The sequence below is a fragment of the Thermomonas paludicola genome, assembly GCF_024498955.1.
Classification (GTDB): domain Bacteria; phylum Pseudomonadota; class Gammaproteobacteria; order Xanthomonadales; family Xanthomonadaceae; genus Thermomonas; species Thermomonas paludicola.
This window is the reverse complement of sequence record NZ_CP093311.1, coordinates 191,142-207,997: the sequence shown is the minus strand read 5'-3', so window position 1 is coordinate 207,997 and position 16,856 is coordinate 191,142. Positions and strand designations below refer to the sequence as shown.

At 65.6% G+C, this 16,856-nt stretch carries 13 protein-coding genes; 6 read left to right on the top strand and 7 right to left on the bottom strand.

The window, feature by feature from the left end; translation table 11 throughout:
• Positions 1-149 precede the first annotated feature (149 nt).
• Positions 150-1,085 carry a carbohydrate kinase family protein gene (locus LIW09_RS00890; protein ID WP_256646118.1) on the top strand — a complete coding sequence of 312 codons (936 nt, stop codon included), beginning with the start codon at positions 150-152 and terminating at the stop codon, positions 1,083-1,085.
• 1 nt (position 1,086) lies between these two features.
• On the opposite strand, the gene LIW09_RS00885 is transcribed toward LIW09_RS00890, so the two are convergent.
• From LIW09_RS00885 to LIW09_RS00875, 3 genes are read right to left on the bottom strand one after another with little or no spacing between them, the layout of a single operon-like run.
• A complete protein-coding gene (locus tag LIW09_RS00885; protein WP_338064841.1) occupies positions 1,087-1,809 on the bottom strand; it encodes a hypothetical protein in 723 nt (240 codons plus the stop codon).
• Positions 1,810-1,828: 19 nt separating this feature from the next.
• The gene (locus LIW09_RS00880) at positions 1,829-2,779 is read right to left on the bottom strand and encodes an alpha/beta fold hydrolase (protein WP_256646116.1); all 951 of its coding nucleotides are present in this window, start codon (positions 2,777-2,779) and stop codon (positions 1,829-1,831) included.
• A 32-nt stretch (positions 2,780-2,811) separates the two neighbouring features.
• Positions 2,812-4,746 carry a M1 family metallopeptidase gene (locus LIW09_RS00875; RefSeq protein WP_256646115.1) on the bottom strand — a complete coding sequence of 645 codons (1,935 nt, stop codon included), beginning with the start codon at positions 4,744-4,746 and terminating at the stop codon, positions 2,812-2,814.
• A gap of 234 nt (positions 4,747-4,980) precedes the next feature.
• On the opposite strand from LIW09_RS00875, the gene LIW09_RS00870 reads away from it, so the two are divergent.
• Positions 4,981-7,230 carry a carbohydrate binding family 9 domain-containing protein gene (locus LIW09_RS00870; protein ID WP_256646114.1) on the top strand — a complete coding sequence of 750 codons (2,250 nt, stop codon included), beginning with the start codon at positions 4,981-4,983 and terminating at the stop codon, positions 7,228-7,230.
• Positions 7,231-7,255: 25 nt separating this feature from the next.
• On the opposite strand, the gene LIW09_RS00865 is transcribed toward LIW09_RS00870, so the two are convergent.
• The 4 genes from LIW09_RS00865 to rhlB all read right to left on the bottom strand — a co-directional run bounded on the left by LIW09_RS00865 (position 7,256) and on the right by rhlB (position 11,504).
• Positions 7,256-8,086, bottom strand: coding sequence for a response regulator (locus tag LIW09_RS00865; RefSeq protein WP_256646113.1), 831 nt, complete (start codon positions 8,084-8,086; stop codon positions 7,256-7,258).
• 2 nt (positions 8,087-8,088) lie between these two features.
• Positions 8,089-9,039: a permease-like cell division protein FtsX gene (ftsX, locus tag LIW09_RS00860; RefSeq protein WP_256646112.1), complete on the bottom strand. Its 951-nt coding sequence runs from the start codon at positions 9,037-9,039 to the stop codon at positions 8,089-8,091.
• Entirely contained in the window at positions 9,032-9,721 is a 690-nt protein-coding gene (locus LIW09_RS00855) for a cell division ATP-binding protein FtsE (protein WP_256646111.1), read from the bottom strand. The genes ftsX and LIW09_RS00855 overlap by 8 nt, the downstream gene beginning before the upstream one ends.
• Positions 9,722-9,809: 88 nt before the next feature.
• A complete protein-coding gene (gene rhlB, locus LIW09_RS00850; protein ID WP_256646110.1) occupies positions 9,810-11,504 on the bottom strand; it encodes an ATP-dependent RNA helicase RhlB in 1,695 nt (564 codons plus the stop codon).
• A gap of 204 nt (positions 11,505-11,708) precedes the next feature.
• On the opposite strand from rhlB, the gene trxA reads away from it, so the two are divergent.
• The 4 genes from trxA to LIW09_RS00830 all read left to right on the top strand — a co-directional run bounded on the left by trxA (position 11,709) and on the right by LIW09_RS00830 (position 16,685).
• Entirely contained in the window at positions 11,709-12,035 is a 327-nt protein-coding gene (gene trxA, locus LIW09_RS00845) for a thioredoxin (RefSeq protein ID WP_256646109.1), read from the top strand.
• A 258-nt stretch (positions 12,036-12,293) separates the two neighbouring features.
• Complete coding sequence (rho, locus tag LIW09_RS00840) at positions 12,294-13,985, top strand: transcription termination factor Rho (RefSeq protein ID WP_256646108.1); 1,692 nt, start codon at positions 12,294-12,296, stop codon at positions 13,983-13,985.
• 127 nt (positions 13,986-14,112) lie between these two features.
• Positions 14,113-15,567 (top strand): class I SAM-dependent DNA methyltransferase, encoded by a 1,455-nt coding sequence (locus LIW09_RS00835; RefSeq protein ID WP_256646107.1) that lies wholly within the window; start codon positions 14,113-14,115, stop codon positions 15,565-15,567.
• The gene (locus LIW09_RS00830) at positions 15,564-16,685 is read left to right on the top strand and encodes a restriction endonuclease subunit S (RefSeq protein WP_256646106.1); all 1,122 of its coding nucleotides are present in this window, start codon (positions 15,564-15,566) and stop codon (positions 16,683-16,685) included. Before LIW09_RS00835 ends, LIW09_RS00830 begins: the two co-directional genes overlap by 4 nt.
• Positions 16,686-16,856: the final 171 nt, after the last annotated feature.

The following is a 16,856-nucleotide window of genomic DNA, read 5'->3' as shown; positions in this document are numbered from 1 at the left end:
CACAAGGCCGCGCCGTGCCCAAGACCGGTTAGCCTAGCAACGCCCCTCGCTGGCGGCAAGGAACCTTCGGCACGCCGTTCATCCGCAATCACGCCCGGGGGCCAGGCAGTATCATGGCCGGCCTTGCATCCTGCTATCCCGAGGCTTCGATGGCTGCCCTGATCTGTGGTTCCCTGGCCTATGACACCATCATGGTGTTCCCCGACCAGTTCAAGAACCATATCCTGCCGGACAAGGTGCACATCCTGAATGTGTCGTTCCTGGTGCCGCGCATGCGCCGCGAATTCGGCGGCTGCGCCGGCAACATCGCCTACAACCTCAAGCTGCTGGGCGGCGATCCCATTCCGATGGCCACGGTGGGCGCGGACTTCGGCCCGTACCGCGACTGGTTCACCGAGCAGGACATCACGCTTGATCACGTCAAGGTGATCGACGAACTGTTCACCCCGCAGGCGTTCATCACCACCGACCACGACAACAACCAGATCACCGCCTTCCATCCGGGCGCGATGATGCGCAGCTACGAGAACCACGTGAAGAACGTGCCCGGCGTCAGCATCGGCATCGTCAGCCCGGACGGCTACGAGGGCATGCTGCAGAACGCCAGGGAATTCCACGAGACCGGCATCCCCTTCATCTTCGACCCCGGCCAGGCGATGCCACTGTTCAACGGCGAGGAGCTGCGCCATTTCATCGAGCTGGCCGACTACGTCACCGTCAACGACTACGAGTCCAACCTGCTGCAGGAGCGCACCGGCTGGGACGAGGCGACCATCGCCGGCAAGGTCAAGGCCTACATCACCACCCGCGGGCCACAGGGCGCGGAGATCCACGAAGGCGGCAGCACCCACCGCATCCCGCCGGCGCACGAGCGCCGCGTCACCGATCCCACCGGCTGCGGCGATGCGTTCCGCGCCGGGCTGATCTTCGGCATCGAGAAGGGCTACGACTGGATGACCATCGGCCGCATGGGCAACCTGATGGGCGCGCTCAAGGTGGAGCACCCGGGCACCCAGAACCAGCGCTTCGACTACGACGAATTCTCCGAGCAGTTCCGCCAGCAGTTCGGCTACGCGATGGGGTAAGTCAGTTCCAGGCCGGCAGCTTGTACGCCTCCAGCCCGCCCACTTCGAACTGCGCAGTGCGTTTGCCGGCGGACTTGGTGGGGAACTCGATGGAGAGCTGCCTGCCTGTCTTGGCCAACTTCCACAGGCCCTTCCAGTCGTCGATGAACATGGCGATGGCTTCGTCGGTTTTCGGCCGCGAGCCCGGCAGCACGTGCGCCTTGCCGTCGACCACAACCTTGAGCTTGCAGCCCGAATAACAGTCGAAGTCACCGGCCTGCAGGACCAGGTAGGCGCTGCGGCCCCACGCCGGATGGTCGCGGAAAATCAGCCGGACCGGGCGCGCGCCACTGCCGTCGGTATCCACCGGTTCCTGCGAATAAATCGCCGCCGACAACTGGTGGCCGCTCTTGCCGACCGGCTCGTCGCCGTAGGCCCACAGGGCTGCCAGCCGCTGCTGCTGCGCCTCCTGCTCGGCGCTGGCGCGCACGTCGTCCAGCTTTTCCTTCACCCGGGCCGCCGCCGCACTGGTGGGATAGTCGATCTGCAGGACGTCGCCATAGCCCTTGGCCAACCGCCAGTTGCGGCTCACCACCGCGTCTTCGAACTGCTTTTCCATCGCCTCTGCAGCCTGCTCCTTCGCCGCCGTCTGCGCGGCGGCGGCCTGCGCCGCAGCCTCGGGATCCTGCTGGTGGCAGGCGGTCAATAGCACGCACAGGGCAGCGGCAAGCGGCAGCAATTTCATCGGCATGTCCTGATCGGGGTCACGGGCTCTGGATCCATTTCACCACGGCTTCGGCCACCGCGCGCGGGCGCTCCACCAGCGACATGTGGCCGCAGCCGTCCAGCAGCACCTTGCGCGCCTGCGGAATGCGCGAGGCATACAGGTCAAGCGCGCTGGCATCGATCACCGCATCCTGCCGGCACCACAGCAGCAGCGCCGGTTGCCGGATGCGAACAGCTTCTTCGCCCGGCAGCAGGCTGTCCGCACTGCGGCCGATCCGTTCCAGCACAGCCTGCTCGAAGCCGGCATCGGCACGGCGCTTCCTGATCAGCGCGGCAGATGCCGGCCACGGAATCCACGGCTTCGCCTTCGCATCGAAAAAGACGGTGTCCACGTAATGTTGCAGCGACGCGGCATCGTCGACGGCGAACGGATTGTTGCCAGCCAGCACCGCCAGGCCGAACCGGTTTTCCTTGAAGCGCACCCCGGCGGCATCGAACAAGCCCACCTTCAGCACATCGTCCGGATAGCGCGCGGCGGTCAGCGCGGCGATGCCGCCACCCATCGAATGCCCCAGCAGCACGACGGGCCTGTCCGGCGACAATGCGCGGATGAACGCCTCCACGTTGGTCGCCTGTTCGGGGAAACCATAGGCCACGCCCGGCCTGCGCTGGCTCTCGCCCCAGCCCGGCAGGTCCGGGATCAACAGCCGGTAGCGACCGCCCAGTGCCTGCGCCAGCGGATACCAGTTTTCCTTGCTGCCGGTGAAGCCATGCAACATCACCACGGTGGGCGCATCGGCGACGTCGGCCTCGCGATATGCATAGACCCAGCGATGGCCCGCCGCTTCCACCGTGGCACGCGACAACCCCGCCGACCATCGCTGCCGCGCGAACTCGCCGCGCACCAGCAGGAAAGGATCGCGCCACACGGCCAGCGCGGTGGCCAGCACCGCGACCAGCAGCAGCAACAAGGCAATGCGCATCGCCATCGCCCGCCCTCGTGCCCGCGCGCCCACGCCGGTTACTGCGCCGGCTTGGCCTTGCCGCTGGCGATGGTGGCTTCGACCGAACCGGTGGTGATCGGGTGGTAGCTCGGCCTGGCCTTGGCAAATACCTGCTCGGCAAACGCCAGCCCGTCCTGTGTCGCCACCAGCGCCTTGTACGTCGGCATGATCAGCTTGCGCCGGCCAACCCGCTCCAGGAACTTGCCCATTTCCTCGCGCGCGGCCGCATAGCCGCTGCGCTCGGCCAGCGGATACCAGCGCATCGCGATCTCGCCATTCGGCGTGCCGGTGAAATGAAAGGCCTCGTCCAGCTGGGTCAGCTGTTCGGGCTTGAGCGTGTCGGGCATGCTTTCCAGGAAATGCACCCACTCCTGCGTCCCCCAGGCGTCGGTGATGCTCTTGTTCGGCAACAGGGCGCTGCCCTGCCAGGCGATGCGCGCGGCATTCACCGTGGCGAACTTGCCCGATTCCACCTGCGGCGCGTTGCCCGGGATGCCCGGCTCGTACAGCCACTGGTCGACTTCCTGCATCGTCACCACGTTCGGGTGCTTGTCGATCAGGTTGGCCTTCAGATAGTCGCGGAACTGCCGGGTGGTGATGCTCTGGAACGCGAAGTGGTCGAAGTACCCCTTCAGCCACGGATCGAACACCTCGCGACCGAAGCGCTTCTCGAGGAACTGCAGGAACCACGCGCCCTTGGTGTAGACGGTGGCGCTGGACTGGTCGTCCGGATCGGCCAGCGTGCCCGGCTTGAGCGACAGCCGCTGCAGCTTGGGATCCAGCGACTTGAACTCCTGCTTGAGCTCATCGCGATCGATCACCTCTTCCATGTCGGCCATGTCCTTGCCGTACAGCGCCTCGGTGATGCGGCCCTGCACGTAGGTGGTGGTGCCTTCGTTGAGCCACGAATCCTTGTCGGTGGCAAACGTCACCAGGTTGCCGGACCAACTGTGCGCCAGCTCGTGGGCCACCAGCGACACCAGCGACTTGTCGCCCACGATCACGGTGGGCGTGGCGAAGGTCAGGCGCGGGTTTTCCATGCCGCCATAGGGGAACGACGGCGGCAGCACCAGCAGGTCGTAACGGCCCCAGCGATACGGGCCATACAGCGACTCGGCGGTATCGATCATCTTTTCGGTGTCTTCGAACTCGTGCGCCGCCTTGTCCACCATCGCCGGCTCGGCCCACACGCCGCTGCGCTCGCTGATCGGCTTGAACACCAGGTCGCCGGCGGCGATGGCGAGCAGGTAGGACGGGATCTTCTGCGGCATCTTGAAACTGTAGTCGCCGTCACGCGCGGCCTTCGGGTCGTTGTCCGCGCTCATCAGCACCATCGCATCCTTCGGCGCGGTGACGTGCGCGCTGTAGGTGAAGCGGATCTGCGGCGTGTCCTGCAGCGGCACCCAGGAACGCGCGTGGATCTGCTGCGACTGGCTGAACATGAAGGGCTGCCGCTTGCCTTCGGTCATCGATGGTTCCAGCCACTGCAGGCCGGAGGCAGCAGGCGAGGTCGCATAGGTCACGCGCACCTTGGCCGGGCGCTGCGGCGTCTCGATGGTCAGCGCGCTGCCCAGCACCTTGTCCTTGTCCGACAGCGCGAATTTCAGCGGGCTCCACTGGCCATCCGCGCCCAGGCCCTCGGCCTTTTCAACGTGCAGGTCGCGGGTATCCAGCACCAGCTGGGTGGCGCCCTTGTCGATCCAGTCCAGCGAATAGGTGGCGGTTCCGCCGATGGTCTTCTTGTCGAAATCGACCGCCAGATCCAGCGCCAGGTCGGTGGTGCGCACCTTGTCCGGCTGTGCATAGGAATGCTCGTCCACGACGCTCTGCGCAACCGTGGTGGGCGCCGATGACGCAGCCACCGGCGGCTCCTGATTCTGTTTGCTCTGGCAACCGGTGGCGACGACGCCAAGCGCGGCGGCAATGGACACACTGAGGATCAACTGGCGCATGTGAGCGAGCCCTGCAACGGAAAGGCGTGAGTGTAACCCGCACGCACGCCGCGGCTGCTGCGCCCGCCACCCTGCCATTGGTTGGTGCGACCTCAGGCACTTTTTGCGTGCCGGCGGCATCGGCATCGTGCGCCACCGAACCAAGCGTCCACCCGTCCCTGCCATTGGTCATGGCAACCGTGGCGTCACTCGGCGCATCCCACTCGCCAACCACCTTCCGCACGGAGATCGCGCTTGAAACCGCATGCCCTGGCCGCCGCCCTTCTGCTTTGCGCCCCCTTCGCCAACGCCGGCAATCCGGCGCCCGCGCCTGAGGCTGGAGCCTACGTGCCGGGCGGCAGCATTCCGCGTCTGCGCGGCCCCATCGTGATCGATGGCAAGCTCGACGACGCCGCGTGGGCCGGCGCGCTGGTGCAGGAAATCGCCTACGACATCCAGCCCGGCGACAACACCCCGGCACCGGTGAAAACCATCGTGCGCATCGGCTACGACAACGATGCCCTGTACGTGGCCTACCACGCCATGGACCCCGACCCATCCGCCATCCGCGTCCACCTGCGCGACCGCGACACGGCCTTCAACGATGACTGGGTCGGATTGTTCCTGGACACCTTCAACGACCATCGCCGCGGCTACGAGCTGATTGTCAATCCGCTGGGCGTGCAGGCCGACCTGATCCGCGACGAGACCAACGCAAACAACCAGGAAGACCCGAGCTGGGACGGCCTGTGGAGCAGCGCGGGACAATTGACCGCGGAGGGCTACGACGTTGAAATGCGCATCCCGTTCGCCACCCTGCGTTTTCCGAAAAGCGACGGTCAACAGCGTTGGGGCATCTCGCTGTTCCGCAACTACCCGCGCGACAAGCGCCACCAACTGTCCAGCAATCGCATGCCGCGCGAATCCAACTGCTTCCAGTGCGAGTGGGGGACATTCGATGGCATGGCGGGCGTGCAGCAGGGCCGCAACCTGGACATCGTGCCAACCCTGACCGTGGGCGGCGGTCAATCGCGCAGCGCCGCCGGAACCGCGTGGGGCGGCAGCGACACCCGCATCGCGCCGGGCCTTGACGTGAGCTGGGCCCCGTCGCCCAGCATGACCCTCAACGCGACGCTGAACCCGGATTTCTCGCAGGTGGAAACCGACCAGCTGCAGCTCAACTTCAACGACGGTTTTGCCTTGTTCTATCAGGAGAAGCGGCCGTTTTTCCTGGAAGGCGCGGACTACTTCACCACCCAGTTCGACGTGCTCCATACCCGCCAGATCGCCGACCCCGACTTCGGCCTGCGCGTCACCGGCCGCACCAACAGCGGTGCTTACGGGGCCATCGTGGCGCGCGACGCCACCACCCTGGTGCTGGTGCCCGGCGTGCTGGGTTCGGGCTTCGAGCAGCTCGACCAGAAGGCGAACGTCGCCGTGGGGCGCTACCGCTACGACCTCGACCAGCACACCAGCATCGGCGTGATCGGTACGTTCCGGCACGGCGACGACTACGCCAATGATGTCGCCGGCGTCGATGCGCGCTGGCAGCAGGGCGCGCACACCGCCACCGCGCAACTGCTGCACAGCAGCTCCCGCTATCCGACCAGCATCGTCGATGACTACCGCGACGAACTCGGCGGCGATGCCACCCCATCAGGCGATGCATGGCGCGTGGCGTATTCCTTCGGCAACCGCAACTGGGGCTTCAATGCCTGGCATATGGATATCGATCCGGGCTTCCGCGCCGACCTTGGTTTCATCGGCCAGGTCGGTTACGGAAAGTCGCTGGTTGGCGGCAGCCGCAGCTGGTTCCGCGACGGACAGGCGATCAACCGCATCAACCTGTCCGCCGACTTCGACATCACCCACCGCTACGACGGCCAATTGCTGGAACGCGAACTGGAGGCGACCCTGAACGGACAAGGCCCCATGCAAAGCAGCTTCGGACTGCATGGCCTGACCCGCAAGCGCTTCTGGCAGGGCACGCTGTTCGACGAGCATTACGTTGACATCAACGGCAGCGTTCGCCCGAATGGCAGCCTGCAGCTGGGCGCCTACGCCAGCGTCGGCACGATGATCGACCTGGCCGCCGCGCGCACCGGCCAGCGCACCGTGCTGGAGCTGTTCGGCAACCTCAATATCGGCCGCGGGATGGCGCTGGAATGGGACGTCACCCGCCAGCAGATGCGCCGCGACGGCGGCACCGCGTTTCGCGCCAGCGTGGCCAACGCCACCGGCAGTTGGCAGATCGATCCGCGCCAGCGCCTGCGCGTCACCTTGCAGGGCAGCGACGTGCTGCGCAACCAGTCGCTGTACGTGGATGCCGTGGAGCAGCGCGCGCGCGACTGGGCGGCACAGCTGGTGTATTCGTACAAGCTCAACCCGCGCACCGCGCTGTATGCCGGCGCGGCCTATGGCGCGTTCATGGACGACGACAATCCGCAACTGTTCGGCAATACCCGCAGCGTGTTCGTCAAACTGAGTTACGGCTGGCAGCCCTGACGCGCAGGGGAGTGCCGGCGGCGGGTCAAACGAGCTTGGCCAACCGCAGCTGGAACAGCACCTTGGTCACCAGCAGGCGCTCTTCGATCGGCTTCAACACCAGGTCGTTGGCGCCTTCGCGCAGCAGCGCGGCCTGGTTGTCGCGATTGTCGTCGCCGGTCATCATCACCATCGGCAGGCGACGCTTGCCGTAGCGGAATACCGCGCGGATCTGGTTGAGCAGGTCACGGCCACTCAGCGCGCCCTTCAGGTAGACGTCGCTGAGCACCAGGTCGGCGCCCACATCGCCATCGGTGCGGCCGATGAAACGATGCAGGTGTTCCAGCGCATCTTCGGCTCCGATCACGTGCAACACCTGCATGCCGTGGCGTTCCAGCATGCGCTTGGTGGCGACCGCCACCACTTTGCTGTCTTCCACGTACAGCACCCGCGCGCCCTCGATCCGCGCCGGATGCACATAGCCGCGAATGAAGGTGGCCAGCGCGCCGTGACCCAGCGATTTGTCGAAATAATCGGTGATGTCCTCGTTGAAGGCGCGCGCTTCCAGCGCCTCCTGCGCATTCCCTGAAATCACGATCACCGGCACGTAGGTTTGTCCCGCCGCCTCGCGCACGCTGCGCGCCAACGACAACCCGTCACCATCCGGCAACACCAGCGCCGTGGTGACCAGATCCACCGTGCCTTCCTGCAGCGCCCTGCGCGCCTCTTCGATGCTGGCGCAGCCGATCACCTCGGTACCCGGCAGTTCTTTCAGCAGCGTATCGCCGACCAGTTTGCGCACCAGCTTGCTGCCATCGACCACCATCACCCTTGGAGCGTCGCTGACCACATGGCGCAGATCGTGCTTGTCAGCCATGGTCAGCCCCCCGCCGGGCGGCTTTGCCGCAGGTAATGCCCGGTCACCAGGCCCGCGCCCGCCCAACCCAACGCGGACGCAGCCAGCAACACGCCGGCAGCCAGCGGCGGCGACACGCCACGAAGTGCGAAATCGCTGCCATAACGCGCGGCCAACTCCGTCAACGCAGGCTGCAGCGCAATCCACGCCACGGTCAGGATTCCCAACGCCACCGCAGCGGACGCCAAGCCGTACCAGGCTCCCAGATACAGGAAGGGACGGCGAATGAATCCATCGCTGGCACCCAGCAGTTGCAGCACGCCGATCTCCTCGCGCCGCGACTGGATATCCAGCCGCACCGTATTGCCGACCACCAGCACCGCGCCCAGCCCAAGCAGCACCGCCAACACCTGCACCACGCGTGTCCCAAATCCCAGCCACGCCTGCAGGCGTTCGCGCCAAAGCGCATCGTACTGTACGCGATCCGTCTCCGGCAGCGCCTGCACCGCAGCCACCAGCGCGCGCTCATCATCGCGCGGCGTCACCCGCAATACCGGCGGCAGCGCCGCACGTGCCGCATCCGCGCCCAGCGCGTCGATCGCCGCCGCCAGGTCATCCCGGTTGCGCATCTGCGCCAGCGCCTGCTCCGGCGTCACCAGCGCCACCCTGGCCACGTCGCGGCGGGCGCGCAGGGTGTCGGCCACGGCTTGCGCGCGCGCCACATCGACATCCACGCGAAGGAACAGCGCGACCTCGCGCGAGGCCTGCACGTCGCCCCCCAGTCGCTGCACGTTGTGCAAGACCACCCACAATCCAAGCGGCAGCGCCAGGGCCATCGCCATCACGCCGATCGTGAGCAGCGTGGCCCAGGGCCGCCGTGCCAGGCGGCCCAGGCTGGCCACGATGCTGAAGCCGTGGTGACCCAGCCATGCGCCAACCCGGCTGGAATGAAGATTCGCGGCGCGTTCACTCATCGATCAGGTCCTCCGGCGCGATGTCATCCACCAACCGCCCCTGATCCAATACCAGAACACGCTTGCGCATGCGTTTGACCAGGCCCAGGTCATGGCTGGCCACCAGCACGCCGGTGCCGCGCTCGGACAGCGCGGCCAGCAGCGCCATGATCTCCGCCGACAATGCCGGATCGAGATTGCCGCTGGGCTCGTCGGCCACCAGCAACACCGGCTCGGCGATCACCGCACGGGCGATGCCCACGCGCTGCTGTTCGCCGGCGGACAGTTGCGAGGGCAATGCGCGCGCGCGCGCGGCAAGGCCAAGCCGGTCGAGGATCGAGCGCACGCGCTTGCCGATCTCGACGCGCTTCATCCCGCGCAGCACCAGCGGCAGCGCCACGTTGTCGGACACGCTGCGATCCATCAGCAGCTGGTGGTTCTGGTACACCACGCCGATCTTGCGCCGGTGTGCCGCGATGCCGCCGCCACGGACGCGCGCAAGATTGCGCTCCTCGAACAGCACCGCGCCGCGGCTGGCCCGTTCGGCCAGGTGAATCAGCTTCAGCAGCGTGCTTTTGCCCGCGCCGGAACGCCCGGTCACGAACAACATCTCACCCGCTTCCACCGCAAAGCTCACATCCGACAGCGCCTGCTGCCCGCCGGAATAAAGTTTGCTGACGTTGTCGAAGCGCAGGACCGGCATTGCGTTGACGGACGCTCGAATGGCGAATGGGTACGCAGTATCGCCCGAGCCCGCCTTGCCGGCCAGCGCAGGGCGCAGATCGGGCGCCTCAGTGCTGCTTGCTGGGGGATCGGGTGACCAGCGACTTCAGCCCGCGACCAATGCGGCTGAACAACGACGGCTTGTCGCCATCGGCATCGGCCTTTGGCTGCGCTGAGCGTGGCGCCACGAAGCGGGACTCCGCAGGCGTCTTTGCAGCCACTTGCGACGCCGCATCCGTCCCTTCCAGCGGGCGCCCGCCGCGACGCCGACGACGCTTGCGCGCGGGACGCTCCGCGTCAGGCGCGGCCACGGCCACTGCCTGCGGGGGCTGCTCCGCCACAGGTGCGGGCGTAGGTGCCGCTGCATCGGCGGCCACGCGCGGCTTGCGCGGCGGCCGCGGGCCGCGCCGCTCGCCGCCGGCGCCAGCGCGCTCGCTGCGCTCACCCGGGCGACCACTGCGGCCGCGGCCACCGCCGCGCTTGGCGTCCTCGGCCGCGCGCGCCTCGCGCACTTCCTTGAAGATCTCGCCGATGCTCTCGCCTTCCTCGGCATTGACCTCCACGCCTTCGCGCGGCTTGCGCGGCAGCGCGGTCATCAGCTCCTGGGTGACCGGCTCGGACGGGATCTTCTGCTCGATGTAGGCCTCGATGTCGGGCAGCGACATCGCGTAGCGCTCGCAGGCGAAGCTGATCGCGTCGCCCTCGGCGCCGAGGCGCGCGGTGCGGCCGATGCGGTGCACGTAGTCCTCGGCATCGAACGGCAGGTCGTAGTTGTAGACGTACTGCACGCCATCGATGTGCAGGCCGCGCGCGGCCACGTCGGTGGCCACCAGGATCTCCAGTTGCCCGGCCTGGAACTTCTTCAGCAGCGACTCGCGCTTTTTCTGCGGCACGTCGCCGGACAGCACGCCGACGCGGTAGCCGGCGCGCTCCAGCGAACGCGCCACCCGCTCCACGAACGCCTTGGTGTTGACGAACACCATCGTGCGCGCGCCTTCGCTGCGCGACAGCAGGCCCAGCAACAGCGGCAGCTTTTCTTCGTCGGCCGGGTAGTACAGCTTCTGGCGCACCCGCGCGGCGGTGATGTGCTCGGTTTCCACGACGAGCTTCTGCGGCTCGTTCATGTGCTCGTAGGCCAGCTCCAGCACGCGGTGGCTCAAGGTGGCGGAGAACAGCAGGGTCTGCCGGGTGCCGCGCTCGGGCATGCGCCGCAGCAGGAAGCGGATGTCCTTGATGAAGCCGAGGTCGAACATGCGGTCGGCTTCGTCCAGCACGCAGACTTCGCAGGCGTGCAGGCTGACCACCTTGTGCTGCTTGACGTAGTCGATCAGCCGGCCCGGCGTGGCGATGATCACGTCGGCGCCGGCCTGCAGCAGCTCGCGCTGCTTGTCGTAGTCCACGCCGCCGTAGACCAGCGCGAACTTCAGGCCGAGGTCGGAGGCGAATTTCACCGCATCCTTGTGGATCTGGATGGCCAACTCGCGGGTGGGCGCCAGGATCAGCGCGCGCGGATCTTCCGGCTTGCGTTCGGCCAGTGCCGGGCGGGTCAGCAGGCGATTGATGACGGTGACCAGGAAGGCCAGCGTCTTGCCGGTGCCGGTCTGCGCCTGGCCCGCCACGTCGCCGCCGGCCAGCGCCACGGGCAGGGTCATGGCCTGGATGGGGGTGCAGCGGGTGAAGCCCGCTGCCTCCAACCCGGTCAGCAGGGACGGATACAGGTCGAAGGTGGAAAAGGTGATGTCGGTCAGGGGTTTGTCGGACACGGAGGCTGCCTCAGGAGTGGCAGGCGCGCGCTGTCTTGACGTCGCGTGCACTGCGCTGCTTGTATGAATGGGGGGCAGCCGCGCAGACTGCCGGGAGGAATCCGGGGCTTGTCGTTCCCGGCACAGGCGCCCAGAAACAACCGGCGCATCCCCCGAGTTTACCATTCAGGCGCAGTCCCCGCGCCACAGCCATCTGGAGCCCCCATGAGCGATACCGTCCTGCACGCCACCGATGCCGATTTCGACAGCCAGGTCCTGACCTCCGAACAGCCGGTGCTGGTGGACTTCTGGGCCCCGTGGTGCGGCCCATGCAAGATGATCGCCCCGGCGCTGGACCAGCTGGCGGGCGACTATGCCGGCAAGGCCAGGATCGTGAAGGTGGACGTGGACCAGAACCAGCAGACCGCGCTGAAGTACCACGTGCGCAGTATCCCGATGCTGCTGCTGTTCAAGGGCGGCCAGGTGCAGGCCACCCAGATCGGCGCGGTCGGCAAGGCCCAACTGGCGCAGATGATCGACAAGGCGCTCTGATCCGCCACCGCTGCCGCCGGCCCGCTCCGAACAGGGAACGGGCCATGCGCACGCGCAGGCTCGACACGCCCGCACAGCCAGCGCACGAAACGCACGCAAACGGCCTTCCACTTGCGCCGGATGCCGCAAGAGTGCTAGCGTTTTGCGTACACCGGCGCTGATCCACCGCCTTTCCGGCGCGCCGCACCCCTTCTGATCCACTCCCAGACGATCCCGTCCGCAGCCTGCGGACGCTCGCAACGCAAGCGAGGTTTTCCCTTGTCAGACCCCACCAACGACGCCGGCGAAGTCGCCGAGAAGCGCGTTCGCAAACCCCGCGTGGTCAAGCCACGCGCGCCCGAGCAGTCCGAAATCGCGCTGCCCCCCGCGCCACCCGCAGCAGTTCAAGCGGCCCAGGCGCCGCCTCCCCCGCCGGTTGCGCACAGCGCACAGACGCCGGCGGCCACGCCCGATGGCGGTCCATCCACCGGCGACAGCAGCCAGGGCGGCACCCAGCAATCGACGCAGGACGGCCATGATGGCGACCCGCAGCGCGACGGAGGCCATCGCAACAATCGCCGCGATCGCTTCAAGAATCGCAGGGATCGCCAGCGCGACCGCTTCCGCGAAGGCGGCATGTCGGACGACAACAGCAACGGCGAGAACTTCGTCCCGCGCCCGCATCCGCAGGTGCCGGAAGGCTTCCCCATCTATTCGCTGGGCGATCTCAAGCGCTCGCCCGCGCACAAGCTGCTGGAAATCGCCGACCAGCTGCAGATCAGCGAGGGCGTGGCCCGCGCGCGCAAGCAGGACATCATCTTCGCGATCCTGAAGGTGCTGACCCGCCACGGCGAAGGCGTGCAGGCCGACGGCGTGCTGGAAATCCTGCCGGACGGCTTCGGCTTCCTGCGCGCGGCCGAGGCTTCGTACCTGGCCGGCCCGGACGACACCTACATCAGCCCGTCGCAGATCCGCCGCTTCAACCTGCGCACCGGCGACCACGTCTCCGGCCGCATCCGCTGGCCCAAGGACGGCGAGCGCTACTTCGCGCTGAACATCGTCGACACCATCAACGGCGAGCCGCTGGAAGCGTCCAAAAACAAGACCCTGTTCGAAAACCTCACCCCGTTGTTCCCGCGCAAACGCTTCAAGCTGGAGCGTGGCGACGGTTCCAGCGAGGACATCACCGGCCGCATCCTGGATTTGATGGCCCCGCAGGGCAAGGGCCAGCGCGCCCTGATCGTCAGCCCGCCGAAGGCCGGCAAGACGATGATGATGCAGCAGATCGCCAGCGCGATTACCTACAACCATCCCGACGTGCACCTGATCGTGCTGCTGATCGACGAGCGCCCGGAAGAAGTGACCGAGATGCAGCGCACCGTGCGCGGCGAGGTCATCAGCTCCACCTTCGACGAGCCGGCCGCGCGCCACGTGCAGGTCGCCGAGATGGTGATCGAGCGCGCCAAGCGCCTGGTCGAGCACAAGAAGGACGTGGTGATCCTGCTCGACTCGATCACCCGTCTGGCACGCGCCTACAACAACGTGCTGCCCAGCTCCGGCAAAGTGCTGACCGGTGGTGTGGATGCCAACGCACTGCATCGGCCCAAACGTTTTTTTGGTGCCGCACGCAACGTGGAAGAAGGCGGCAGCCTGACCATCATCGCCACCGCGCTGGTGGATACCGGCAGCGCGATGGACAAGGTGATCTACGAGGAGTTCAAGGGCACCGGCAACAGCGAAGTGCACCTGGACCGCCGCATCACCGAAAAGCGCGTGTACCCGGCGATTGGCGTCAACGCCTCCGGTACCCGCCGCGAGGACCTGCTGATCGACCCCGACCTGCTGCAGAAAATCTGGATCCTGCGCAAGCTGCTGCACCCGATGGACGAGATCGCCGCGATGGAGTTCCTGCTCGACAAGATGAAGAACACCAAGTCCAACGACGAGTTCTTCGGCTCGATGAAGCGCTGAGGCGCGTCGTCGAAGCAAACGAAACGCCCCGCAGCGATGCGGGGCGTTTTTGTTCCCGCCTGCGCCGATTGCTTGGCCGCAGCCACCCCGCCCGTTACAGTCCCGTCTCCAAGAACGGAGCCACCGCGTGTTCGAGCAGGCCTTCAAGAATATCGACGACATCCTGCACAAGGATGCCGGCTGCACCAGCGAACTGGACTACACCGAACAGTCCTCGTGGCTGTTGTTCCTGAAGTACCTGGACGCGCTGGAGCGCGAGCGGGCGATGCAGGCCGAGCTGGAAGACCGCAAGTACCAGTGGCTGCTGGAGAAGAAGTACCGCTGGGAAAGCTGGGCCGCGCCGAAGGACAAGGACGGCCGGCTGGACCACCACAAGGCCATGACCGGGCCGGACCTGGTGGACTTCGTCGATGACGAGCTGTTCCCCTACCTGCAGGGCTTCAAGATCAAGGCCAGCAGCCCGCAGACGCTGGAGTACAAGATCGGCGAGATCTTCGGCGAGCTGACCAACAAGATCCGCAGCGGCTACAACCTGCGCGACGTGATCGAGCGGGTGGACGAACTGCGTTTCGGCAGCAGCGCCGAGAAGCACGAGCTGAGCCACCTGTACGAGGTGAAGATCCGCAACATGGGCAATGCCGGGCGCAACGGCGGCGAGTACTACACGCCGCGCCCGCTGATCCGCGCCATGATCCGCGTGCTGGACCCGAAGATCGGCGAAACCCTCTACGACGGCGCCTGCGGCAGCGCCGGCTTCCTGTGCGAGGCCTACGATCACCTGCGCGGGCAGGACAAGCTGTCCACCAGCGACGTGAAAACGCTGCAGGAAAAGACCTTCTACGGGCAGGAGAAGAAGGGCCTGGCCTACGTGATCGGCGTGATGAACATGATCCTGCACGGGATCGAAGCGCCGAATATCGTCCATGCCAACACGTTGGGCCAACACCTCAACGACATCCAGCCGAAGGACCAGAAAAACATCGTGCTGGCCAACCCGCCGTTCGGCGGCAAGGAGCGCAAGGAGGTCCAGCAGAACTTCCACATCAAGACCGGGGAAACCGCGTTCCTGTTCCTGCAGCACTTCATCAAGATGCTCAAGCCCGGCGGGCGCGCGGCCATCGTCATCAAGAACACCTTCCTGTCCAATACCGACAACGCCAGCACCAGCCTGCGCCACAAGCTGCTGGCCGAATGCAACCTGCACACCGTGCTGGACTGCCCGTCTGGCACCTTCCAGGGCGCGGGCGTGAAGACGGTGGTGCTGTTCTTCGAGAAGGGCGCGCCGACGCGCAAGACGTGGTTCTACCAGCTCGACCCGGGCCGCAGCCTGGGCAAGACCAATCCGCTCAACGATGCGGACCTGGCCGAGTTCGTGGCGCTGCAGAAGACGTTTGCGGATTCGGTGAAGAGCTGGACGGTGGACGCGGCGTCCGTCGATCAGGCCACGTTCGACCTGTCGGTGAAGAATCCGAACGGCGGCGAAGTGGCAGCGCAGCGCAGCCCGCGCGAGATCCTTGACGAGATTGCCGCGCTGGATGCGGAGAGTGCGCTGGTGCTGGCGAAGATTAGGGCGCTGGTATGACGTGGCAGGTGAGACAGCTTGGTGAAGTCTGCCAAGTCGATTACGGAACCCGTGTCGTGCAGAGACGCGATGGGGGGACGATCTATCCGGTTTACGGCGGCGGCGGTGAAACTTTCAAAGTAGACAAATCCAATCGCGAGGATCAGTTAATTGTCTCGCGATTTGCGATGTCCGAAGAGTGCGTGCGTTTTGTTGCCGGTAAGTTTTTCCTTAATGATAGCGGGTTGACGGTTTCGTCAAAACTCGAGTCATTGAGTCAAGCCTTTCTGGATTGGCAAATCCTTTACAAAAGAGGCGAAATCTACGCCCTCGGCCGTGGTGCCGCTCAAAGAAATCTGGATATTCCTGCATTTCTGGAATTGCAGATTTCCTATCCGTCGATCGTGGAACAACGCCGCATCGTCGCCCTCCTCGACGAAGCGTTTGCGGGCATCGCCACCGCCAAGGCCAATGCCGAGAAGAGCATGCGCAATGCGCGGGAGGTGTTTGATGGCTATATGCGTGATTTGTTTTTGTGCGACACCGTTTCACAACTTGGCGAACTGGGTGCGTTCCGTAACGGCGTGAACTACACTCAGCGAAGCAAGGGACGGCGCGTTCGTATCGTCGGCGTCAAGGACTTCAAGGACAATTTCTCGGTGCCACTGGAGTCGCTTGAAGCGGTTCAGTTGGATGGTGAACTCAATCCGCTTGACGCGCTGCGCGCGAACGACATTCTTTTCGTGCGTTCCAACGGCAATCCTGGGCTGATAGGACGTTGCCTGTTGATGAGTGGCGCCGATGAAGAAATTTCGCACTCCGGCTTCACGATTCGTTTTCGCCTCACTGACGCAGGCATGAATCCGAAATACCTGTGCCAATTCCTCAAGACGCCGGCGACGCGGCGCAAGCTGACCGAATCGGGTACCGGCACGAACATCAAGAGCCTCAATCAGCAAATCCTGTCGGCGTTGCCAGTTCCGATTCCCACGGGCGTTGAGCAGATGCGTGTCGTGATGCGCATTGAGGAAGTGAGTGCCGAAGTCTCACAGCTCCAATCCCTCTACACCCGCAAAATCGCCGCCCTCGACAAGCTCAAGCAGTCCCTGCTGCACCGGGCGTTTTCCGGCCAACTGTGAACGGCCCGCCACGGTTGTCGTTGATGACGCCCGGATTGTTATCCGCAACGTCGGTTCACCTTGAGCGATGAACACCTGCCCGGCTTGTCATTCGTCAATCCCCCTATCTTGAAGACAACCGGCCATAGCGCTAGTCCATGAACGTCTAGCACTCTTGACATTAGAGATTTG

What these genes read in the sequence shown, in the direction of transcription:
- LIW09_RS00875 (WP_256646115.1), bottom strand. Translation starts at nt 4,746, where the DNA reads ATGCGCCAGTTGATCCTCAGTGTGTCCATTGCCGCCGCGCTTGGCGTC.
- LIW09_RS00880 (WP_256646116.1), bottom strand. Translation starts at nt 2,779, where the DNA reads ATGGCGATGCGCATTGCCTTGTTGCTGCTGCTGGTCGCGGTGCTGGCC.
- LIW09_RS00830 (WP_256646106.1), top strand. Translation starts at nt 15,564, where the DNA reads ATGACGTGGCAGGTGAGACAGCTTGGTGAAGTCTGCCAAGTCGATTAC.
- LIW09_RS00885 (WP_338064841.1), bottom strand. Translation starts at nt 1,809, where the DNA reads ATGAAATTGCTGCCGCTTGCCGCTGCCCTGTGCGTGCTATTGACCGCC.
- ftsX (WP_256646112.1), bottom strand. Translation starts at nt 9,039, where the DNA reads ATGAGTGAACGCGCCGCGAATCTTCATTCCAGCCGGGTTGGCGCATGG.
- trxA (WP_256646109.1), top strand. Translation starts at nt 11,709, where the DNA reads ATGAGCGATACCGTCCTGCACGCCACCGATGCCGATTTCGACAGCCAG.
- LIW09_RS00865 (WP_256646113.1), bottom strand. Translation starts at nt 8,086, where the DNA reads ATGGCTGACAAGCACGATCTGCGCCATGTGGTCAGCGACGCTCCAAGG.
- LIW09_RS00855 (WP_256646111.1), bottom strand. Translation starts at nt 9,721, where the DNA reads ATGCCGGTCCTGCGCTTCGACAACGTCAGCAAACTTTATTCCGGCGGG.
- LIW09_RS00890 (WP_256646118.1), top strand. Translation starts at nt 150, where the DNA reads ATGGCTGCCCTGATCTGTGGTTCCCTGGCCTATGACACCATCATGGTG.